Annotated in this window: 15 protein-coding genes, 1 other RNA gene and 1 pseudogene; 9 read left to right on the top strand and 8 right to left on the bottom strand. The window is 53.1% G+C overall.

What is annotated here, in order from left to right; translation table 11 throughout:
- Positions 1-63 precede the first annotated feature (63 nt).
- Entirely contained in the window at positions 64-1,818 is a 1,755-nt protein-coding gene (locus ACM1PF_RS22835; protein ID WP_416667265.1) for a dipeptide ABC transporter ATP-binding protein, read from the top strand.
- 179 nt (positions 1,819-1,997) lie between these two features.
- Here the strand turns inward: ACM1PF_RS22835 and ssrS are convergent.
- Positions 1,998-2,182: non-coding RNA, 6S RNA (ssrS, locus tag ACM1PF_RS22830), on the bottom strand.
- A 346-nt stretch (positions 2,183-2,528) separates the two neighbouring features.
- Between ssrS and ACM1PF_RS22825 the strand changes: the two genes are divergently transcribed.
- The 4 genes and pseudogenes from ACM1PF_RS22825 to ACM1PF_RS22810 all read left to right on the top strand — a co-directional run bounded on the left by ACM1PF_RS22825 (position 2,529) and on the right by ACM1PF_RS22810 (position 7,708).
- A complete protein-coding gene (locus ACM1PF_RS22825; RefSeq protein ID WP_416667262.1) occupies positions 2,529-3,344 on the top strand; it encodes a tetratricopeptide repeat protein in 816 nt (271 codons plus the stop codon).
- 126 nt (positions 3,345-3,470) lie between these two features.
- Positions 3,471-4,779: pseudogene (locus ACM1PF_RS22820) on the top strand (branched-chain amino acid ABC transporter permease).
- 43 nt (positions 4,780-4,822) lie between these two features.
- Positions 4,823-5,605 (top strand): ABC transporter ATP-binding protein, encoded by a 783-nt coding sequence (locus tag ACM1PF_RS22815; protein ID WP_416676763.1) that lies wholly within the window; start codon positions 4,823-4,825, stop codon positions 5,603-5,605.
- A gap of 564 nt (positions 5,606-6,169) precedes the next feature.
- Positions 6,170-7,708 carry a serine/threonine protein kinase gene (locus tag ACM1PF_RS22810; protein WP_416667259.1) on the top strand — a complete coding sequence of 513 codons (1,539 nt, stop codon included), beginning with the start codon at positions 6,170-6,172 and terminating at the stop codon, positions 7,706-7,708.
- A 3-nt stretch (positions 7,709-7,711) separates the two neighbouring features.
- On the opposite strand, the gene cofG is transcribed toward ACM1PF_RS22810, so the two are convergent.
- From cofG to ACM1PF_RS22775, 7 genes are all read right to left on the bottom strand, one after another.
- On the bottom strand, positions 7,712-8,680 hold the full coding sequence (cofG, locus tag ACM1PF_RS22805) for a 7,8-didemethyl-8-hydroxy-5-deazariboflavin synthase subunit CofG (RefSeq protein WP_416676761.1): 969 nt from the start codon (positions 8,678-8,680) through the stop codon (positions 7,712-7,714).
- Between the two features lie 307 nt (positions 8,681-8,987).
- On the bottom strand, positions 8,988-9,728 hold the full coding sequence (locus ACM1PF_RS22800) for a DUF561 domain-containing protein (RefSeq protein ID WP_416667256.1): 741 nt from the start codon (positions 9,726-9,728) through the stop codon (positions 8,988-8,990).
- A 95-nt stretch (positions 9,729-9,823) separates the two neighbouring features.
- Complete coding sequence (locus tag ACM1PF_RS22795; protein WP_416667253.1) at positions 9,824-10,474, bottom strand: Uma2 family endonuclease; 651 nt, start codon at positions 10,472-10,474, stop codon at positions 9,824-9,826.
- 169 nt (positions 10,475-10,643) lie between these two features.
- Positions 10,644-11,591: a protein translocase subunit SecF gene (secF, locus tag ACM1PF_RS22790; protein ID WP_416667252.1), complete on the bottom strand. Its 948-nt coding sequence runs from the start codon at positions 11,589-11,591 to the stop codon at positions 10,644-10,646.
- Complete coding sequence (secD, locus tag ACM1PF_RS22785; protein ID WP_416667249.1) at positions 11,588-12,997, bottom strand: protein translocase subunit SecD; 1,410 nt, start codon at positions 12,995-12,997, stop codon at positions 11,588-11,590. Before secD ends, secF begins: the two co-directional genes overlap by 4 nt.
- 138 nt (positions 12,998-13,135) lie before the next feature.
- Entirely contained in the window at positions 13,136-14,515 is a 1,380-nt protein-coding gene (locus tag ACM1PF_RS22780) for an APC family permease (protein WP_416667247.1), read from the bottom strand.
- A gap of 11 nt (positions 14,516-14,526) precedes the next feature.
- A complete protein-coding gene (locus ACM1PF_RS22775) occupies positions 14,527-15,975 on the bottom strand; it encodes a proton extrusion protein PcxA (RefSeq protein ID WP_416667244.1) in 1,449 nt (482 codons plus the stop codon).
- Positions 15,976-16,381: 406 nt separating this feature from the next.
- On the opposite strand from ACM1PF_RS22775, the gene ACM1PF_RS22770 reads away from it, so the two are divergent.
- From ACM1PF_RS22770 to ACM1PF_RS22755, 4 genes are all read left to right on the top strand, one after another.
- A complete protein-coding gene (locus ACM1PF_RS22770; protein ID WP_416667242.1) occupies positions 16,382-18,496 on the top strand; it encodes a recombinase family protein in 2,115 nt (704 codons plus the stop codon).
- Positions 18,497-18,511: 15 nt separating this feature from the next.
- Positions 18,512-20,791: a BTAD domain-containing putative transcriptional regulator gene (locus ACM1PF_RS22765; protein ID WP_416667239.1), complete on the top strand. Its 2,280-nt coding sequence runs from the start codon at positions 18,512-18,514 to the stop codon at positions 20,789-20,791.
- Positions 20,761-21,747, top strand: coding sequence for a hypothetical protein (locus tag ACM1PF_RS22760; protein ID WP_416667236.1), 987 nt, complete (start codon positions 20,761-20,763; stop codon positions 21,745-21,747). The genes ACM1PF_RS22765 and ACM1PF_RS22760 overlap by 31 nt, the downstream gene beginning before the upstream one ends.
- A gap of 194 nt (positions 21,748-21,941) precedes the next feature.
- Entirely contained in the window at positions 21,942-22,106 is a 165-nt protein-coding gene (locus tag ACM1PF_RS22755; protein WP_416667234.1) for a DUF4079 family protein, read from the top strand.
- Position 22,107 lies beyond the last annotated feature (1 nt).

The raw sequence follows: 22,107 nt of genomic DNA, 5'->3' as shown, positions 1-22,107 counted from the left end.
TTGTGGGCAGTGTCCACTCGACGATCCTGCCTTCTGCGGTAACACCCTCAGCCCTCAGCACCTATGACCAAGCCCCTTTTTCACATTGAAAACCTCCGAGTCGCCTACCCTCAACGCTGGGGCAAGGGTGGTCAATCTCCAGCAGAGGAATGGGCGGTAGATCAAGTGTCCCTGACCTTGAATGCGGGGGAACGGTTGGGGTTGGTAGGAGAGTCGGGCTGTGGTAAGTCTACCCTGGGACGAGCCGCGATGCGGTTGCTGCCTGCTTCAACTCATATTGAGGGGCAGGTCTGGTTTCAGGGAAAGTCGGTGTTTGACTTGTCACCGCAGGCACTCAGACGGTTTCGCGGAGAAGCGGTCGCGCTGGTGTTTCAAGATCCAATGACGCGGCTGAACCCCCTGATGTCCATCGGGGAACATTGCCTGGAAACCCTGCGGGCCCATCAGCCTCAGCTTTCTCGATCGCAGGCCAGGGAACAGGCGATTCAGACTCTAGAAGCGGTGAAAATTCCGGCGAATCGTTGGGCGCAGTATCCCCATGAGTTTAGCGGCGGAATGCGGCAACGGGTGGCGATTGCGCTGGCCCTGCTGCTTGATCCAAAGCTGATTGTGGCGGATGAACCGACGACTAGTCTGGATGTGACGGTGTCTGCCCAAATTTTGGATGAACTGACTCGCCTGTGCCAGGAGCGGCAAATGGGATTGATGCTGATTTCCCACGATTTAGCGATGGTCGGGGAATACTGCGATCGGATTGCGGTGATGTACCAGGGCAAGATGGTGGAAATGGGAACGGTTCAGTCGGTTCTGACCCAGCCTCAGCACGAGTATACGCAGTCTTTGTTGCGATCGGCGCTGCATTTGCAGGCGGGGGGGAAGGGAGAGAGGAGAGAGGAGAGAGGAGAGAGGAGAGAGGAGGGAGGAGAGAGGAGAGAGGAGGGAGGAGTTGGGAGTCGGGAGCCGGATGGGGTGTTGGCTGGTGTTTCTCTGGTTAAATCGCCTCTCCTGAAAATCGATAATCTGTATCAGCATTACAGCCTGGAGCAAAATTTTGTGGCGCGGTTGCTGGCGCGGAGTCCGGATACCACCATCAGGGCAGTGGATGGGGTATCGCTGGAACTCTATCCAGGGGAAATTTTGGGATTAGTGGGAGAGTCGGGTTGCGGCAAGAGTACCCTGTCTCGCACGGTGTTGCAGTTGATTCGTCCCACTCAGGGCCGGGTGGAGTTTTTAGGACAGGACTTAACGCAGCTCTCCCGGCAGGCTGTGCGGCAGCAGCGACGACAGATGCAGATGGTGTTTCAAGATCCCCATGCCTGCTTGAACCCCATGATGACGGTGGGGGAAAGTATTGCCGACCCATTACTCATCCATCAGCTTGCGGATGCTGGAGGGGCTGAGGCTCAGGCAAAGGAAATGCTGGAGCGGGTGGGATTGACTCCATCGGAGGCGTTCTACCATCGCTATCCCAAGGAATTGTCGGGTGGCCAACAGCAACGGGTGGCGATCGCCCGGGCATTGATTACTCGTCCTAAACTGCTGGTCTGCGATGAACCGGTCAGTATGCTGGATGCCAGCGTTCAGGCTCAGGTGCTGGACTTGATGCTGGAACTGAAGCGGGAGTTTGATCTGACCTACCTGTTTATTACCCATGACCTGTGGGTAGCCCGATTTTTGTGCGATCGCATTGCAGTGATGAATGCGGGCAAAATCGTCGAACTAGGGGAAACGGAACAACTATTTACCAAGCCACAACACCCTTATACCCGGACTCTCTTGGGAGCTGCACCGCTGTTAGAGAAGCTGAATAAAAGCTGAATCAGCCGCATAGCCGCAGGTAGGGGAAGGGCAGGATTGCGAATAGAATCATCAGGCAAAAAATCATCAGGCAAAAAAATAAAGGATAGAACCTGGAAACCAAAAGGCTGTAAGCAACCTTACTAGCCGACGGTCTTAAACCTTCCCAGTTCTTACCCTTTGGGGTTTGTTTAAATTGAAAGCCCACCGCAGCGCCGTCTTACCTCAGTTTCTGACCTGGAATACTCCAGGTGGGTATCGCCTTCTTGGCTTTAAGTTTCCGAGTACAAGCTCGGCCTACTGCCGCCAAGCATTCAGTGATTCCCTTATAGAAACAACATAGATCATAAAACGTTATTGGCAGTCACCAACGCTGTAGTGAGCTTCGTCTTCTATTTTAGCCACGAAAGACAAGTTGAGCGCAAGGGGGATCAGTGATAAATTCGGAAAATTCACCTTGCGATCGAATCAATCCACCGAGTTCAAAGGGATGAGCCGACGATCGAGATGCAGCAAATTTCACTTCAGTCCCTAAATCTGGGCATACTGAGTCAATCCATCAGGGCGTTCTGCGACTTTACATTTCTCAAACAAAGAAATGAGTATTTCAACCAGGGTACGGAAATTACGGTTTCCACTGCCTGGTATCTTGCATCTGACTTGCATCTACGGTTTCCTTGCACCTACAGTTTCTTAGACCCATTCAGGATCACCTCAGGCTCACCAGCACCATGAGTCAAAATCAAAAGCTACAAACCTGGTACGAACAAGGTCAAGCCCTCTATCGAGTTGGACGTTATGAAGGGGCCGTTGCCCGTTTTGATCGGTTTCTTAAGCTTAAACCGGATCATTACGAAGCCTGGAGTGAGCGCGGTTTCGCCCTGTACGAACTGGGCTTTTATGAAGAGGCGGTGAATAGTTTTGAAAAGGCCATTCGGGTTAAGCCGAAATTTGCGCTGGCCTGGCATGGGAAGGGCATTGCTCTGGCAAAACTAGGGCGACATGAGGATGCGATCGTCAGCTTTAACCGGGCCCTCAAGTTTGATGCGGCGAATCCCAAAATTTGGTACAACCAGGGCCACACTTATCTGCACCTTTATCGCTATAAAGAAGCGTCCCAATGCTTCGAGAAGGCGATCGAGCTGAAACCCGACAATTATCGCGCCTGGTATAGCCGGGCTGTGGCGTTGGCCTCTTTGCGTCGTTATGACGATGCCCTCACCTGCCTGGATACTACGCTCACCCTGAAACGCAGTTGCTACTACGCCTGGAATTATCGTGGCATGGTGCTGACCAAGCTGGAACGCTACCCGGAATCGATCGCCAGCTTTGAAAAATCCCTGCGCTATCGATCGGACAATCCCAATGCCTGGTATGGCAAGTCCTGTGTCTACGCGGCCCAGGATGATCTGGAGCTAACGGTCAAAAACCTGCATCGGGCAATTCTGCTCAGTCCCAACCTTTACCGGGTCATGGCCCAAACCGACTCCGCCTTTGACGCAGTTCGAGATGCTGAAGCCTTTCAGGAACTCATGCGCAGCCAATAAACCGCCTGGTCAGGGAGATGGGCAGAGAAATTGTGCGAAGAAGAAATTGTGCGAAGAAACGTTGTGCAAAGCTAGAATTTTGGTTCAGAGCCTGCTTACAATCAAAACAACCTATCGCTATGAACTATGCAAGGTTACGTCGTTTCCCTGATTATCTTCGCGTCAGTTTTTGCGGTTTTTGGGCTGGGACTGAATCTCCAATGGGGCTTCACCGGGCTGATTAACTTTGGGCACGTTGCCTTCATGTCTCTGGGGGCTTATACAACCGTGCTCCTCAGCCTTCAGGGGGTTCCCCTCCTCCTTTCAGTGCTCATCGGTGCGATCGTGGCGGCTGTCATGGGCTTGTTGATTGGGCTTTCGACCCTGCGGTTGCGTACCGACTATCTGGCGATCGTAACGATCGGCGTATCAGAAATGCTGCGGTTGGTGGCCGTTAACGAAACCTGGCTGACGCGCGGCACCTTCGGCATTCAGCGGTTCCCCCTGCCCCTGGCAAACTTTAATCCTGCCCTGCCCGTGCGGGTGGGGATGATTGTCGTGCTGGTGGGTGTGCTGGGGCTGGGCTACTGGCAATGGTGGCAATGGCTCAGGCAAAGAGTTCGGGCTGTCGCTGGAAAGAGTCTGCTCAAAAGTTCGATCGCCGCTTTGCTCTACGTTGGGTCTGGGGCTTTACTGATGTACGGGATTGGCACAACGGCGCGTGCCCTCAAACAAGCGAATGGGCTACCGCCAGTCGGACTGGGATTGGGACTGTTGGGAGCAACCATCGGCTTCATTGGGCTATACGTCTGGCTGGCCCGATCGGTCATGCCCAGGCTGTCCACCTGGATTACGGGACTTACCCTGGTTTGCCACCTGCTCCTGGCAGGTTTAGGCGTTTGGCTGGCTCAGTTTGCAGTCCGGGCCCTCTATCAGTACGATCGCAATCCTTCTAAAACGGGGTTAATGTTTATTGCAGTGCTGGTGGTGGCGTTGATCTACTGGGCTTTGGAAAGACTGGTGCAGTCTCCCTGGGGCCGTGTCCTGAAGGCCATTTGAGAAGATGAGGAAGTCGGCCCTGGGTAAAAATGTGTTCTGGTATAAGCTGCAATCCTTGATGTTGGGAGGGGCGATCGCGGGAATTGCAGGGGCCCTCTACGCCTGGCAACTCACGACCGTTTTTCCCGATAATTTTCAGCCCCTGGTGACCTTCAACGCCTGGACGATCGTGGTGCTGGGGGGGGCTGGCAGTAATGCTGGGACGTTGCTCGGCTCGGCGATTTTTTGGGGATATGACACCATCACCCGGTTCGCCTTACGAGAGATTGTCCCCCTGGAAGACTCTCGCCTGGGTGCATTTCGGATTATGGTGATTGGGCTAATTTTGATGGTTTTGATGATCTGGCGGCCCCAGGGTATTTTAGGCAAGAAGGAGGAACTCACCCTTGGTCGATGAACGACGGACTGAGGCACTAGAACCCGCAGCGATAGAACAAAGGATTGAAGCAGAATCGCCTGCCTCAACCCAACAGATCCTGGTGGCACGGGAACTATCTAAGAGCTTTGGTGGAATCAGAGCAGTGGATCGCGCTTCGATCGACGTGCCGCAGGGCAGTATTACGGGGTTGATTGGCCCCAATGGGGCTGGAAAAACCACGTTATTTAATCTGCTGTCCAACTTCCTTCGACCCGATCGGGGTGAAGTGATCTTTGCTGGCCAGGCGATCCACCATCTTCAACCCCATCAAATTACGCAGCAGGGGATGGTTCGCACCTTTCAGGTGGCACGAGTTCTGTCCCGGCTGTCGGTGATGGAGAATATGTTGCTGGCAGCACAGCAGCAAGCGGGAGAAAACTTCTGGAACGTCTGGTTTCGACCAGGGCAAACCCTGAGACAGGAACGGCAGCAGCGGGAGTATGCCAGCGAAATTTTAGAGTCGGTTCGCCTGTCCCACATGGCTCAGTCCTATGCTGGATCCCTATCGGGCGGGCAGCGCAAGCTCCTGGAAATTGCTAGAGCCTTGATGGTGCGTCCCAAGCTGGTTTTGCTGGATGAACCCGCAGCGGGCGTTAACCCCACCTTAATGAACCAGATTTGTGAACACATTACTCAGTGGAACCAGGAAGGCCTGACGTTTCTGATCATTGAACACAATATGGATGTGATCATGTCCCTGTGCGATCGAGTTTGGGTATTGGCAGAGGGGCAGAATTTAGCCGTCGGCACCCCTACCGAAATCCAGCGCAACCCCCAGGTGCTGGAAGCTTATTTAGGGCAATAGCCGCTTAAGCCACACCACGATCGCAAATGTGGAAACCGCCGTTGTTGCAAACCTGGAAAATTTGGGCATTCTGGGAATAACTGTTCTCCCGATAAGAATCCCTGAATAGGGAAAAACTAATAGAAGCCGTCAGGAGTTACAAACTTTCAAGCTGTAGTGTTTTGTAGTGTTCTATTCAGGAACCGAAACTGCATCAGGGTCGATATCTACCCAACCTCAACACCAGTCCTGGTCGTCTGAGCGGAGTAAATCGTTAGAATGAACCGTAAGGAAAACCCTCTTTCAAGGTGGGAATTTCCAAAGCGTGTCTTTCCAGAGCGTGATTTTCTAAAGCGCAACTGGAAAGCCCGAGTCAGATTCGATCGAATCAGTGCCCATTGTGTTTGCTGTGATTCAAGAGTGCCATGCCTTTGGAGGCTGAAAGTAACTCTGGAACTACACTTAGACCAGATTTGTGCGAACGATTCAGCGATCGATTCTGAGTGTACGCTCCAGGCTAGGCTGGCAAATTGTTCACCCTTGTAAACCTGCTGTTATGGGTTATCTGGCTTAGGGAGTCGAGAAATGATGACTGACCCTAACATTGGTCGTGTTTTAAGTAATCGCTATCAGCTTGTTCAACTCCTTGGACAAGGCTCCATGGGGCGTGTCTATGAAGCGAATGATGTCACCCTGGGAGGGGTGCTGGTTGCAGTGAAGTTTCTGTCTCAAACGCTGCTGAACGGCAAAATGAAGTTGCGGTTTGAGCGAGAAGCCAAAACCTGTGCCCAACTGGGACAGCGCAGCATTCACATTGTCCGGGTGATGGATTATGGCGTTAATGAAGAAGGGATTCCGTTCTACGTGATGGAACACCTGAAGGGGGAAAACCTCAGTGAGGTCATTAACCGCCAACCCTTGACCATTCCGCGGTTTCTGGACTTCACCCGGCAAATTTGTCTGGGGTTGCAGTGTGCCCATGCTGGAATTCAGATTGATGGAGAGATTTACCCGATCGTCCATCGAGATATCAAGCCCAGCAACATTTTGGTCAGTCAAAGCGAAAGTTTTGGGGAATTGATCAAGATTCTGGATTTTGGTATTGCCAAAGTTTTACAGGCGGAAGCGAGTCAGACCAATTGCTTTATGGGCACATTAGCCTACTCTTCCCCGGAACAAATGGAAGGACAGGAATTAGATGCCCGTTCTGACATCTACAGCCTGGGGGTGATGATGTTCCAGATGCTCACGGGACGAATGCCTCTCCACGCGGATACCCATAGCTTTGGAGGCTGGTACAAGGCCCACCATTTTCAGCCGCCTCGATCGTTTGATACGGTCAATTCCAGCCTGAAGCTGCCCAAGAATCTGGAAACGATCGTCATGAGTTGTTTGGCGAAGTCCCCAGGTGATCGTCCCCAAAGTATTGCTGAGGTGCTCAGTGCCCTGGCTCCCCTGGAGCAGCGTTATGGCACTGGCCGTCAGATCGCCCAGCGCATTGGAGCTTCTCTATCCCGAATGCCTGCGCCTTCCACCTTACAGGATCCGAATCTTCTCTCCGCTGATGAAGCCTGTCGGGTAACGACCTGGCCCGGCAATATGCCGATCGCAGAGATTGTCTTTCCCAAACCCCTCAACTGTACAGAAGGTGTCATTCCCACCCTCTGGGTGATGTTGCCCATGCGGGAAATTCAAAAGCGGATGCGCTGTACGCGCTACAACCAGTTCATGTTCATGGAAACTCCCCATCCCATGGCCCTGTGGCTCACAGTGCTGTACAACCGGGAACATGAATCTCGCTGGCTGCCCTGCTTTTTGGACATGAAATCCCCGCAGGGACGACAGATGGCGAGGCTTTTAGGGCAGGCTGGCCAGTATCGCATCCTGTTTTTTGCCCAGGAAAATCCCCGGCATTGCTTCACGGTGCAAACTTCATCGATCGCTGCCAACCAATGCAAACTTCTACAGGAGTGGGCAATGATTGGCCAAATTTCTCCCCTCAACCCCAATCCCAGCGTCAGTAAAGAACATTTGCGGGGAGCATTGGAAAACATAAAACCCAAAATTCTGATGAAGCTGGAAAGTCTCTACGATGCAGGCACCGACCTGACGAGTCTGCTATAGGATTCAGCGCGGCAGCCGATCGCGCCACTGGTGAACGGCAGTTTGCAGGGATACAGGGAGCCAGGCATCGTATTGGGGGTAGATGGGTAAGCGAGGACACAGTTGCCAGCCGCCTTGCTGGAGGGTGTAGGCTAATGCGGCATCGTGGGGGTGGGGGTAGTTTGGGTTCACTTCATCTTTGGGCCCAATTCCACCTAAGTCTCTGGCTCCAGCGGTGAGACAATCCAGCAGTTGTGATGCAGAGGGAATCAGGTTAGGCGGGATTTGGAGCGTGATCTCAGGCGGCAGGATTTGCCGGGCGATCGTTACGACCTGAACCAGTTGGGCGATCGGAAATCCTTCTCCCTGCATGGACTGGGTGGTGCCAGGACTGTGGGGTTGCAAAATCACCTCCTGAATATGCCCCCACTGCTGATGCACCTGGGCGATCGTTTCCAGTGTCTCTACCCAATCGGCTGCCGTTTCACCAATGCCCAGCAGTAACCCCGTCGTAAAGGGAATCCGCAGTTCCCCCGCCCACTGGAGCTGCTGGAGTCGCCAGGCTGGATCTTTACTGGGTGCCGCTCGATGCACAGTTTTAAGTAGGGCCGGAGTCATTTGCTCCAGCATTAATCCCATAGAGACATTCACCTGCCGTAATCGCGCCATTTCCTGATACTGGAGTGGGCCCACATTGGTATGGGGCAAAAATCCAAACTGCAACGCCAATTCGCCCAGGGCATAAATTCGCTCCAGCCAGGCCGATCGCCGGGCACTGCGGGGATGTACCTCACCACTCAAAATGAGAATTTCAATCACCCCCTGCGATCGAATGGCTTGCAGTAACTGTTCTGCCTGGGTCAGGGTCAGCCAATCATCCTGTCCGGGATCAACGCGAAAGTTGCAGTAGGTACAGCGGTTGAAGCATTCGTAGGTGGGAACGAGGGTGTAGGCGGGACTGTAGGTGATGGAGAGGGGGGAGTCGGGAGTCAGGAGTCGGGAGTCGGGAGTCGGGAGTCGGGAGTCGGGAGGGGGAAGGGGGGAGGGGGGAGTGGAATCTGAATACTTCACAGATAAACCGAAAAGCGACGATCGGTGGGAGGGCGAGTAGAAAGTTGGTTTGCCCCTGAAGCTGATGTTCTAGACGAGTAGAAGCATTTGCGCCAAGATGGATTGCTCAGGAATCCACGCAAATGCTTCATTCCCTCATTACACAGCCTAATTACACAGCCTAATTACACAGCCTAATTACACAGTCTAATTACACAGCCTAATTACACAGCCTAATTACACAGCCTAATTACACAGCAACCTGACGACCTGCCAACGCTTCTACCAGGCTACGAACGGCTGCAACCATGGCGATTTCGCTGTTGAGCTGGTTGATGGCAGAACCGACTCCAATCCCCGATGCACCGGCACTGATCGCCAGGGGAGCAGTAACACTGGACAAACCAGAGGCACAGAGGACGGGAACCGTAACCACACGGGAAATTTCGTAGGCTGCGGCCAGGGTGGGAGCGGCTTTCTCAATTAATCCCAGGGTTCCGGCATGGATAGGGCTGCTGCTGGTGCCGCCTTCGGTCTGGATGATGTCTGCTCCGGCATCCACCAGGGCTTCCGCTAACTGCACTTGCTGATCCAGTTCCAGGATGTGGGGAACGGTGACGGAGAGCGTGATTTCTGGTAAAAGCGATCGCGTTTGCTGGGTCAATTCCAGCACTTCTGCGGCTTCAAACCGTCGTCCCTGCGCGTAGAAAGCATCGTAGTTGCCAATTTCGATCAGGTCGGCTCCGGCAGCTACGGTCGCAACAAATTTTTCTGGTTCAACGGCGGATACGCAGATAGGTAAATTGGTCAACTGTTTAGCCAATTGAACCAGGGCAGGATCCGCTGCGATATCAACGAAGGTGGCTCCTCCCTGATCAGCCGCTCTGACGATCGCCGCTACCCGGTCTGAGTTGAAGTTGGTCAGACCACTAATGACCTTGAGGGCGTTTTTCTGAGTGAAAGCCAATTGAAGTGTGGAATGAATAGTCATGAGGGTTCTAAGCTCAACAAAGCATCATGAATCAAATCACTTCATTGTGCCACGCCAATGGAAAGCAGGGAAGCAGGGATATCGGGAATCCTGGTTTATTCTCCCTTCACCCAGGCACGCAGCATTTTGATCGCCGTGGCCAGACTCATGGAATCGCTGTGTTCAATGAACAGGGTAATGCGATCGTGGTTGACGGAGGAAAATTGGCGACTGGTCGGAGTTTGTTGATACTGACCATCCTGAAGCTGATAGATCAAAAGCTTGCCCTCCAGCACTTTTTCTCCAGCCGTTGTAATGTATCGCCAGACTTCCGGAATCCCTAAAGCTGCATAAATAGGCAGTTTTTCGATGTTGCTTTTGGTCAACGCCACTTCTACGACGAGATCAGGGGCAGGCAAGCGGGTGAGATCAATTTCTGTTTGGTTTTTCAGAGCAGGTTCTTCCCGGAAGTAATAGCAGGCATCGGGTTCAGAAGCATACCCCATCTCAACATGAGTCAGCAGGACGGGAGCCACCTCTGTCACAGGCAGAGAAAACTCATCCACCAGCACCATAATGAAGGACTCCAGCAGCTTATGGCAGCGATCGTGTTCTGGGATGGGAGTCATCAGTTCCAACTGTCCCCGCCGGTAGGTGAGCCGAGCCTGTCGCTCAATGCCCAACTCCTGAAGCAGTTCCTCAAACTGAGTCCAACTGACGTTTGACAGGACGACGCGCTGTTCGGTAGTGACTGATTTTTTGCCCATAGATCATAAAAGGCGGAAGTCCGGAAGTAAGGAAGGCGGAAGAGGGGGTGAGAAAGGATGAAGAGTGAAAGCTGAAAGTGGAAAAGGGAGCAGGATAGAGATGGAAAGCGCAGTCAAATGTTCTATTCTTCCTACTTCCCTCTTCCCTCTTCCCTCTTCCTACTTCCCTTCACCCCTCTACCTCATCTACCACTGCTGGAATGGCTTTCTCACTGCGTTCTCGCCACCAAGCGAGGAGGGTGCTGGCGACGAAAATGCTGGAATAGGCTCCGGCAATGAAGCCAATGATCAGGGCGAGGGCAAAGTATTTCAGCGTATCACCACCGAGGAAGAAGATGGCAATCAGGGGCAGCGTGGTCGTTAAGGTTGTGTTGATGGAGCGTGCCAGGGTTTGGTTCACCGCATCGTCCACGATATCGTCGATCGGCCGATCGGGGTTCACTTGAATCGTTTCCCGGATGCGATCGTAAATCACCACCGTGTCGTTGACGGAAAAACCCACGATCGTCAGCAAAGCCACGATGAATAAGCTATCGACCTCAACTCCCAGGAGTAAACCGAGAATGGAAAACACTCCCAGCGTCACCAGCACATCGTGGAACAGGGCAACCAGGGAGAAGAAAGCATAGTCGAGCTGAAATCGGAAGCTCAGATAAACGGTAATGCCAGCAAAGGCCACGATGAGGGCCAGTAAGCCAGCGGTAAAAATTTGTCGTCCGATCGTGGGCCCAACGGAATCAATCAGCGTCAGGTTAGGGTCAAAGGTGCCAATTTCCGCCGCTAGATCCTCCTGGAGTTGTACCCGTTGATCGGCGGTGAGTCCAGAAGTCCGAATCGAAACGCCATAGTCATCCAGGATTTGGATCGAGCTTCCTTCTAACCCTTGTCGTGCCAGAACGTCCCGCACTGCTCCAGGGGTGATTGGCTCATCGCAGTTATTCGGCTGCGTGCAGTCTAGCTCCAGTTGAATCCGGGTTCCCCCGACAAAGTCAAGGCTCGGTCGAAGCGGCGTGCCAATTTGCTGCCAGGAGATGAACATGGCGACAATGCCACTCAGAATAGCAAGAGCGGAAATCGTCCACCACAACGATCGCTTTCGAATAATATGCAGTTTCATGATGATTTCTCAGCTTGGAGGGGAGAAGGACGTTGGGAGATGAATAGTTCGGGTTTACGGAATTGGGGGAAGCTCAAGACGAACAACAGCAAGGTACGGCTACAGCTCAGGGCTGTAAACATACTCACCACCACCCCGATCGCCAGTGTGACAGCAAATCCTTTCACCAGCCCTACCCCCAGCCAAATCAGGGCCAGACAGGCGATCAACGTCGTCACGTTACTGTCTAAAATGCTGGAAAAAGCGCGATAGAATCCAGCTTCCACCGAGCGATATAGCGTTTTGCCCGATCGCAATTCTTCGCGGGTGCGCTCAAAAATCAGCACATTCGCATCCACCGCCATCCCGATACTGAGGATAAATCCAGCAATTCCTGGCAAAGTCAGCACCACGCCCACCAGGTCAAACACTGCCAGGGTCAACAGAGCATAGACCAGCAGCGATAGGTCAGCAATCAGTCCTGGCAAACGGTAATACACCACCATGAAGATTAACACCAGGATCAGCCCCGCTGCCCCAGCGTAAATACTGCGTCGGATGCTGTCCTGTCCCAGAGTTGCGCCTACCGTCCGGTTTTCCACAATTTCCACTGGAACGGGCAAAGCACCGCCGCGCAGTTGGATCGCCAGGTCTGCGGCTTCCTGAGTCGTAAACGCCCCAGAAATGCTGGCCTGTCCCCCTGTAATTCCGGTTTCAGCGTACCGCACCTGCACCGTGGGAGCACTGATCAGGCGATCGTCCAGGAAAATCCCCAGGGAACGCCCGGTTCCAGCCACGTTGCGGGTAATTTCAGCGAATTGATCGCCGCCTTCTGCATTGAAGGATAGATTCACCTGCCAGGTTCCCGTTGAGCTGTCGTAGGTTTCCCTAGCATCCCGCAGCCGATCCCCCGTCAAGTCCGTTTTTTGGAATAGGGACGCAATGGCCGCATCCCGCACCCCTAACTCAGCCTGAGCCGCCTCGATCGCCGCTGGATCACCGCTTTCTCTGGCTCGTTCTAACGCTGCGGCCGCCTGGGATCGCAGATTAAACTCTACTGGTAGCTCGGCTTCCGTACCGCGAATTTGCTGTCGAAAGTCGAGTTGGGCCGTTCCCCCCAGTACGCGCTCGGCCTGGGCCGAATCACTCACCCCTGGTAACTGCACGATCAATTGATCCTGCCCAGCGGTTTGCACTTGCGCCTCTGAAACTCCCAAACCATTGACGCGGTTTTGGATCACACTTTCCACCGCCTCCAGCTTATCTGGAGTGATATTCGGCACCGCTTCGGTGGGGAGCAGTTGAAGGGTAAGCTGAGAACCACCCCGCAGGTCTAGTCCCAACTGAATTGGAATCGTGGCCAGGACGACGATCGCCGCGATCGCCAGGATCAAAATTAATGCCAGGAGTGAACGTTGTCTGCCCATACTTTGTAGTCGCTGCAACAAACGCTATGATAGCTGGATTTGAGGAAACTAGCCCGCCCGATCTGTCTGCTCTACCAGATCATCAGGCTGATCATCAACTGCTCACCAAGCTGATCACCAAGAGCAGCAAATCGCATCCTAGCCCGATTCATCAGACTGCTCTATGACCCAAAGGTTAATCCCACGCCACACCAACCCCACAACTACCAGTCCAGCTCCCAGCAGCCAAACGCGCCAGTCCAACCAGAAGATCAAAAAGATACATAGGGCCACACTGATCAGAGCAAACCAGCGCAGATATCGGTGAGCACCTGCAGGCAGTTGTGCCATCGCCAGATTAGTAATTGCCGTGTGTAGCAAAAAGCCAAAGGCAGCAAAATTCCAGATGGACTGGAGGTCGCTAGAGAGAACAATGAAGGCGATGCTTCCCCCCGCCCAGAGAACCGCAAAGGGTGGAAAAGCACGAACCGAATTGATTTGGGCCAGGGATCTCGGTAAATCGCGTCGCTGCCCCATCATCCACAGAACGCGCACCAACTCCACCAGCAGGTAGCTGACCGTCCCCAGCAGGGTTAAACTGGCTCCAACCGCCACGATCGCCAGACTTCCCGGTATAGTAAACGTTCGAGCTGCAATGGCCAACGGTGCGCCATAGGCTTCAACCGCATCCCTTAACCCAACGGTACCAATGGCCGCAACGGCAGCGATCGCCACTCCCCCATAGAGCAGCAGCACCATAATTAACGTCCATCCTGAGGCTTTCCCCACGCTCCAGCGCGGTGTTTGAGGAGTCTGGGCCAACCGGGCGATCTGGCCATATCCAGCAAAGGCAACCACCAGTAGGCTAGTGGCTCGAAACACCTGAACCAGACCAACGGCCGAGGAGGCTCCAACACCAGATTCCTCCACCGGAAAGGTACTTTCCACGCCCTCTATCCCGACTGACCGCAGCCCAGCAATTGTAAAGAACAGTAAGGTGAGAACGCCAATCGCCGTTGAAATCCGCTTGAACTGTTGCAGGGGGCGTAATCCTCTCCAGAGCAACGCTGCAAGACTAAACACGATCAGCAGGGCGATCGGGATCTGCCAGACCAGATCCACAGGCAATAGCACGAACAAATAGCCCGATGCGCCGATTGCGGCCGTTGCAGCCGTTGCAGCCAGTGCCAGTGCCAAAGACCAGGCTGCGGCAAACCCTAACCAGGAGTTGAGCAGTCCCTCGCTGTAGCCGTAGACATCGGAATGGGGTGATTTACCCTGCGTAATCGGGGTATAAACCTGTCGGTGGTAAGAGACTAACTGCGATCGGCTGAGTCCACTGCCCAGTGCGACCAGGGCAGCCAACAGCAGAGATTCCAGCAAATGGCGATCGACCTCTTCTGCAGCAATCCCCAACCCAACAAAAATTCCCGCCCCAATCATTGCTCCCATCCCTGCCCCAACCGCCTGCCATAAACTGCCGGTCATCATGGGAACCACAAAAGAGAGCTTATCCGTCGTTAAAGGTTTGGGAGGCATAACAGCATTCGCTATTCATTCATGTTTTTATAAGTGGCAACGGCAGACGGAGAAACGCGGTTGAGATAGCGGAAAATCCAGTACTTAAAAATGGTGTCTAGAATCACCGGAAAGGTAGCAATAAATAGGAAGATAAAATCTCGGTTGGCGGGTAAACCAAAATGGCGAGAAACGCCTTCCAGCAGAATTTCCCAGCCATGGGGCGAGTGAAACCCGACAAACATATCGGTGAACAAAATGATGACAAATGCTTTGGCACTATCACTCAGTCCATAGATCATTTGATCAATAAATGACTTTAAAACTTCAATTTCTTTACGGCTATTAACCAGCACCAAAGTAAAAGCAACCAGGGCGAACATATCAGCGAATACATTCTTAACAGAATCCGAACTGGAACGACGAAATTCAGTTTCTAATTCCTGGGCCCGTTCCCGCACTCGATCGGCGATTTCTTCTTCTGATTGCGGTTGAATGCGTCCTACTAAAATTTCAAACCGTAGATGCTGTTCAAATCGTTCTAATTCTCCCAGTGCCTCCATTTCCATGTCTTCATTTAAAAATACCGTGGCCTGTTCCGGACTTCTGAAGCGATCGACCACTGGCCCAACTAAAAAGGTCTTAGTTACCTGCTGGGTCAGGAGTGGAATAATAATCAGAAACAAAACCAGCCTGAGGGAAATGATAGTGCGAGCCTTAGATTTACGAAAATCGCGGACAACCTGCTGTTCAGCCTCTGGATCCAGTTCTCGCTTAATGCGATCGACGGTTTCCAGGATCGATCGGGGCAAAACACCCGTTTTTTCAGTAATGGACTTATTGGATTGCAGATCTTTTCGGGCGGCAGGATCGTTCATCTTGGCATTGCTTAAATTTGCAGAGGTTGCTCCAGTGATTTGACCATTTGATCCTGGAGGGACAGAATTTCGCAGCGATCGTCTAACGGGGCGTTCAAGAGCGGCAGGGCGATCGACCGAGGCTTCCGGCTCAGGGATTGCGGAATTTTGCTCAGAGATAACAATCACCGAGGCTGGGTCGGGTTGTGCCATGCCGTAGCGGCTGAGAATTTCATCAATGAGCTGTAGCTTTCGGAGAATGACTGCCTGGCGATCGATCACATTGATGTTTTGCAAATCTGCCGTATTGTCTTCAACGGGGATTTCCGTAATCACCCGGCTGGAAAGACGGAAAATCGCGCTGCTGATCCGAAATTCGGAGATGCGGATTTTGATGATGTCCAGATTCTTTTTCAGCTCCGATTGGAAATAGCCCTGGGCAATGCGGCCATAGCTACCCGAATCGGTGGGAATCCGGCTGCCATTAAACCGTTCCTCCTCCAAACGTCGAATTGCCTGCGCTGCTTCATAGGCTTCATCCAGTGCCCGCTCTGGCGTTCTCAGAAACCAGCGATTTGCAGTCCGAAAATAGGATTTAATCGAGTCTAAAACACTGCTTCTCATTATGAATGTATGAATTACAGAGCGAATTAATAGATCATCCCTGGTGATGCGTTTTGGATTAGGATTAGTTTAGTTCAGGATCAATCGCCACCTCGATCGAGATTGGCTGACAAAATTAGACGGTAAAAATTATTTGGCTGCTGTTCAATTTACGTCAATTTCTATCTACATTCCCCAAAAATTTTCTGGGATTTTAAAAACATAACGGATTATAATAGGTAGAAATGACATTAATTGAATATCAGAATTAATACCCGCAAGATTGCCATCAATAGAACCAGTCTGGCAGTCCAGGTCGAGGGAGCAAGGATGAGGCTGAAGATTTCTCTTTAAATTTGCTTTAGAGCATTGGGTTTATCGGTTTAAATGTACGTAGTATCATATCAAATTTACCCAGGGGCAATCGGTGTATCGGGATTCTATCTGGATTTATGGAGCAACCCGCAGTGGTAAGACCCACCGCCTGATTCAGCAACTCTGCACCTGGGCTGAAACCCCCACCATTCGCTCTCCCGCTCGCCCCTTCTCTACATTTTTAGTCTTTGCTGCCACTGGAGACAATCGCCTGGAACTGGACGATCGCATCGCCGCTGTAACCCAGGGCCAGTACCGCGTGGACTCTGCCACACCGTTGGGCTTTTTCCAGGATGAGGTGACGCTGTTCTTGCCCCTGATCGTCGAAACCCTCCAGCTCAAAACCCAGTTCCCCATTCGCCTGCGACCGGAAACCGAACAGCAACTCGCTACCCAACTCTGGCAACCCGCCCTGGATGCAGGACGACTCCAGCAACCGGGGGTTCAGGAATACTTTGTGGTGCGGCGCACCCTGGATTTACTACAACTGGCGGCGACGGCAGGCATTCCCCATGAAGACATTCCCCTGATCCTGGCTCAAGGCTTTGGGCAGCTAGAGGATGCCCCAGAACTGTGGGAGGCAATGGGGGAAGCGTTAGCGCAATGGTGGCACTGGTGCATGGAGCGGGGGATCTTCACCTATGGGATCATTACCGAACTCTACTGGCGGTATCTGCTGCCCCACTCCACCTATCAGCACCATCTGAAGCGGCGTTACCATGCAGTTCTGGCGGATGATGTCGATGAATATCCAGCGGTGATGCGATCGCTGTTTCAGGTGTTCCTTGACCATGAAATTCCCATTCTGTTCACCTTCAACCCAGTTGGCGGGGTTCGAGTTGGATTAGGAGCGGATCCCGATGCCCTGAATAGTTTGGCAGATCGCTGCCAGCAGGGGGAAACCCTGACCCAGAATCCCGATGGTCTACCACCGACCGGAGGTCATCGCAGTGTCGGAGCCACCTGGGGTAGTACGGTGGTGGAATGGTTACAGCAGCCAATGATTCTGCCCCAATTACCCGCCTCCATTCAAACCCTGCAAACGACCTCCAGGGCAGAACTGTTGCGGCAAACGGCGGAGCGAATCGTGGATGCAGTGCAGTCTGGGCAGGTTCAACCCCAGGAAATTGCCGTCATTGCCCCCGGTTTAGATGCGATCGCTCGCTACACCCTCCGCGAAATTCTCACCCGTCGAGACATCCCCGTTCTCTCCCTCAACGATCAGCATCCTTTGGCCAGCTCTCCCCTGATCCGCGCCCTGCTGACCCTGCTAGCCCTGATCTATCCTGGTTTGGGCCGACTACTGAGTCGGGAAACGGTGGCGGAAATGCTGGTGTTATTAAGTCAAACCCCAGGTGTACAGGGAGCGATCGATCCGGTGCGGGCTGGACTGTTAACCGATCATTGCTTTGTCCCGGATCCAAATCAGCCTCACTTGTTACCAGCCACGACATTTCCCCGCTGGGATCGCTTAGGACATCAGTCCACTCAAGCCTACGAGAACCTGCGGGCATGGATTGCCGATCAAAAAGATCAGCAGCAGCAACGGCTGATCCCCACGCCGGTCGTTCTCCTCGATCGGGCCATTCAACGGTTTCTCTACGGCGGGAGTCATTTGCCCTATGATCAACTCGCTGCGCTGCGGGAATTGATGGAAACGGCCCAGCATTACTGGGAAGTGGATGCGCGATTGCGGCAACATAGCCGATCGGACGGTCTGGCTGCCCCAACGGTGGAACAGTTTATTCGGCTGCTGCGGGAAGGGACGATTACCGCCGATCCCTATCCGGTGCGGCCGATGGGCAAAACCAGTCAGGCAGTCACTTTAGCAACGATCTATCAGTATCGCAGCGATCGACGGTTTCATCGGTGGCAGTTCTGGCTGGATGCGGGTTCCCCCTACTGGTTGACGGGTGGAGCCGTTTTATTTGGCGCACCCCTATTTCTGCAACAGTGGCACGGTCGCCCCTGGACGGCTGCTGATACCCTGGAAGCCGATCAGCGGCGGTTAGAACGGCAGGTGCTGGATTTACTCTACCGAGCCGAAGAAAGAGTTTATCTCTGCTACAGTGAACTGGCCACCAACGGACAGGAACAGACTGGCTCGCTGCTTTCCCTGGTCAACGCTGCCCTACCCCTGACGGTTTCCGCCTCTTCCTCCCCCTAACTCCTGCCTCCTCCCATGCTATACATTCGCCTGTTAGGAGAATTTTCCCTCCTGGATGATGATCAACCGATCGGCTCCCTCCCCGACCGATCGCAGGCGTTACTGGCCTATCTGCTCCTGCATCCAGACACCCCCCAATCCCGACAGCGAATTTCCTGCCAACTCTGGCCCGATTCCACGGACACCCAGGCCCGCACCAAACTGCGTAAAGCCCTGAGCCACCTCCGCCACACCCTGCCCAACGCCGATCAACTGCTTGTGACAGATTTTAAAACCCTGCACTGGCAACCCCAAATTCCCGTGACGTTGGATGTGGCTCAATTTGAAGCGGCAATTACCGCTGCCCAAACCGCTGATCCTCAGCAAGCCCGATCGATCCTGCAACAGGCTGTGGCAAGTTATCGCGGAGAGTTGTTGCCCGGCTGTGAGGATGAATGGATTGTCCTGGAGCGCGATCGGCTGCAGCAACAATACGCCAGAGTCTTAGAGCAGTTAATTCACTTGGCAGAGTCCCAACAAAACTACCGGGAAGCATTGGACTGTGCCCAACAATTGCTGCGCCTGGATACATTCAACGAGGCCACCTACTGTACCCTGATGCAACTGTATGGTCTGAGTGGCGATCGGGCGAATGCGCTTCAGGTCTATCACCGCTGTATGACCGTGTTGCGGGAAGAATTGGGAGTTGATCCCAGTACGACAACGCGACAACTTTATGAACAGCTATTGCGAGAAGATGAGCCAATTTCTCCATCTACTGTTCCTTTCTCAGCACGGACTAAACCCTCCATTCAGATTGATTCAAACTCGCCGGAATTACCCCTGGTTGGACGCGATCGAGAATGGGAAGTCATCCAAACCTGGGCCAGTCCAATCCTGAACCGAGATCATGCCTCTGCAACCCAAAAAGCTGCCCCTGTATTACTGCTGAAGGGGGAACCGGGGATTGGCAAAACGCGCCTTCTGGAAGAACTACAAGAGCTTTTGCAGGCTGAATCCGTGCAGGTCTTGTGGGGACGGGGATTTGCCCCAGAAATGGTGCGTCCCTATGGCGTTTGGATTGATGCATTCCGATGGTCTACGACCGACCGGAGGTCATCGCTCACCCTACCCACTCACCCGCTCCCCCCAGAGCTGGGCTTGCTGTTGCCAGAAGTGGGGCAGGCAGGACATACTCCCCCCGGTCTACGACCGACCGGAGGTCATCGCAGTCATTTATTTGATGCAGTGGTGCAGCTTCTGTCCGAATGGGCATCTCAAGCCCCAATTGTCATCCTGTTTGATGATATTCAGTGGATGGATGAAGCCTCTTCCGCATTGCTGCACTATGCCATTCGGTTACTGCATCATGTCCCCATCCAGTTTGCCTACACAGGACGTTCTAAAGAATTACAGGAAAATGCTGCCATTGCAAAAGTCCTGCAAGCCCTCCGTCGAGAGCAGCGGCTGCAAACCCTGGAATTGCAACCCTTCGATCGGGCCCAAACCCTGGAACTGATTCGCAAGGCTCCTCCACTGAGCAAAATCGATCTCTCCATTGAACTGGCCGATCGCGTGTTTGATGACAGTGGTGGCAATCCCCTGTTTGCCCTGGAAGTGGTTCGGGCCCTGGCTCAGGATCATCACCCGACTCAAACGGATACGTTAGAGAGCCTAATTCACGATCGGCTGCAACGGTTGGATGAGTCGGCGCGGGAATTTTTGTCCTGGGCGGCGGCCTTTGGTCGGAGCTTTCAACCCACTATTGTTGGACAGATTGCCGATTATCCGTTGTCGAAATTGCTGATGGCGATCGAGCAGTTGGAACAGCAGGCAATCATTCGGCCCAGTGGTGCAATTGGCAGTGAATGGAGTTCGGGGGGAAGCCGGGAACGGGGCTATGACTTTGCCCATGACATCGTGCGCCAGGTAGTTTACGAACAGCTTTCCGAACCGCGACGCTGTTTGGTGCATTTGCAAATTGCCCATCAACTGTATCAACAGTTCTTATCCGTTCAACGCTTTACCCAATCCAGCACTCAATCCAGCACTCAATCCAGCACCCAATCCAGCATCCAGATGAATGCAGCCCACAGCCTGGCCAGCGATATTGCCCATCACGCGTCCCTGGGAGGCGATCATGAATTGGCGGCCTCCACTGCCCTAGCGGCCGCAGAGCAATGCTTAAAGTTGTTTGCCTACACGGAAGCAGCAGAACTGGCCAAAGGGGAATTCAACATTGCAACTACCTGGACGATCGCACCCGAATTCGACTACATCTCAGCTTGCTGTGGGTGCGTGCCATTGCAGGGGTGACAGGCGATCGGGCCACTCAACTGGAACAGGAGGTACAGCAACTGATTCAGGCAGCCGTTCGGTTAGGACTGAAGGAAGCGGAGGGCATTGGGCTGGAAACCTTGATGATGATGAATGTGAATCGGAGCAACTTTACCGAGCTTCATGAACATTCCCTTCGCGCCGCCGAGATTAGCCGGGTGTCCAGTCCCGTCACTGCGGCCCGTTTGTTAGCCTATAGCGGTTCCTGTCTGGCTGAAATTCGGCAGGATATGAACCGGGCTGAAGCCCTGTTACTGGAAGCAGAATCCCTGGCAGACAGAGTAGGAGCCGAACCGATCGATCTGGTATGTGGGTTGGGTTGTGTGTATGCCTATCAAGCCAATTATGCAGAAGCGCAACCTCGCTTACAACGGGCGTTGCAAATGGCTCAAGCTGAACAGGATCACTGGCGTGAGTGTAATGTACTCAGCTATTTAGCGATGCTGGAATTGGAAGTCGGAAATCCTGCCGCTGCCCTGCCCTACTGTCATGAAATGGCGATCGTCGCTGCGAAAACTCCGGAAGAGGGCAGTGAAGGGGCGATCGCAACGGCTCTGACGGCTCTGGCGAACTATCAACTTCAGCAATCGGCAGCAGCAGTAGACCTGGAGCAAGCCATTAATTTGCTGTATCAAGTGGATGCAAAACGAATGCTGGCCTACGTGCTGGTGGGAGCGGCTGAGGTTGATCTGAATCACCAACAATTGGAACGAGCCATGACCCATGCAGAAGCCGCCCTCCAAACTGCTCAATCCATCAATCAACCCTGCGAAATTACCCTGGCGGGAACCCTCTTAGTCCAGACAGCTCTGGCTCTGGGGGAAACCGATCGCGCCGCAACTCAGTTCAAGTTTCTGCAAACCCAGGTCGATCGACGTTCCTTGAGTGTAAGGGCCCAGAGGGCGATCGATCGATTGGTTGAACAGTTCAAATAGGGCTGATCTGAAAAACTGTCCTACAGAACCTTATGCCTGGTTACATCCACACTCACCTTCATGGGTATGTCCATCTTCATGATGATTTCACGGCAATTGCAATGCGAAGTTTTTTGCATCCCTCCTCAATATAACTAATTAGCTATACAATGGTAAAGTAATTGTAAGATAAAAGTGATTTAGAGAGAACCATCATGAATTCGGATAGTTTAGTGGCTCTCAAACCCTACCTTAGCCTCCTACATCCCATTGCCATGGGAGTTGTAGCCGTTATTTCACTTTATGCAATGTATCTGGGGATTAAAGTTCGGCGGGCAAGGCTCGCAGAGGGTGATCTGAAGAAAGACCTGATGAAATAGA

This window comes from Egbenema bharatensis FJBBOT/2019 (genome assembly GCF_048077055.1).
In the GTDB taxonomy this organism is placed as follows: Bacteria; Cyanobacteriota; Cyanobacteriia; order Elainellales; family Elainellaceae; genus Egbenema; species Egbenema bharatensis.
Note: the sequence above shows the minus strand (reverse complement) of the source record. Positions and strands in the feature narration are given on the sequence as shown.

Coding starts and splice junctions, on each gene's coding strand:
- ACM1PF_RS22835 (WP_416667265.1), top strand. CDS start 64: ATGACCAAGCCCCTTTTTCACATTGAAAACCTCCGAGTCGCCTACCCT.
- ACM1PF_RS22825 (WP_416667262.1), top strand. CDS start 2,529: ATGAGTCAAAATCAAAAGCTACAAACCTGGTACGAACAAGGTCAAGCC.
- ACM1PF_RS22810 (WP_416667259.1), top strand. CDS start 6,170: ATGATGACTGACCCTAACATTGGTCGTGTTTTAAGTAATCGCTATCAG.
- ACM1PF_RS22800 (WP_416667256.1), bottom strand. CDS start 9,728: ATGACTATTCATTCCACACTTCAATTGGCTTTCACTCAGAAAAACGCC.
- ACM1PF_RS22795 (WP_416667253.1), bottom strand. CDS start 10,474: ATGGGCAAAAAATCAGTCACTACCGAACAGCGCGTCGTCCTGTCAAAC.
- secF (WP_416667252.1), bottom strand. CDS start 11,591: ATGAAACTGCATATTATTCGAAAGCGATCGTTGTGGTGGACGATTTCC.
- secD (WP_416667249.1), bottom strand. CDS start 12,997: ATGGGCAGACAACGTTCACTCCTGGCATTAATTTTGATCCTGGCGATC.
- ACM1PF_RS22780 (WP_416667247.1), bottom strand. CDS start 14,515: ATGCCTCCCAAACCTTTAACGACGGATAAGCTCTCTTTTGTGGTTCCC.
- ACM1PF_RS22775 (WP_416667244.1), bottom strand. CDS start 15,975: ATGAGAAGCAGTGTTTTAGACTCGATTAAATCCTATTTTCGGACTGCA.
- ACM1PF_RS22765 (WP_416667239.1), top strand. CDS start 18,512: ATGCTATACATTCGCCTGTTAGGAGAATTTTCCCTCCTGGATGATGAT.
- ACM1PF_RS22755 (WP_416667234.1), top strand. CDS start 21,942: ATGAATTCGGATAGTTTAGTGGCTCTCAAACCCTACCTTAGCCTCCTA.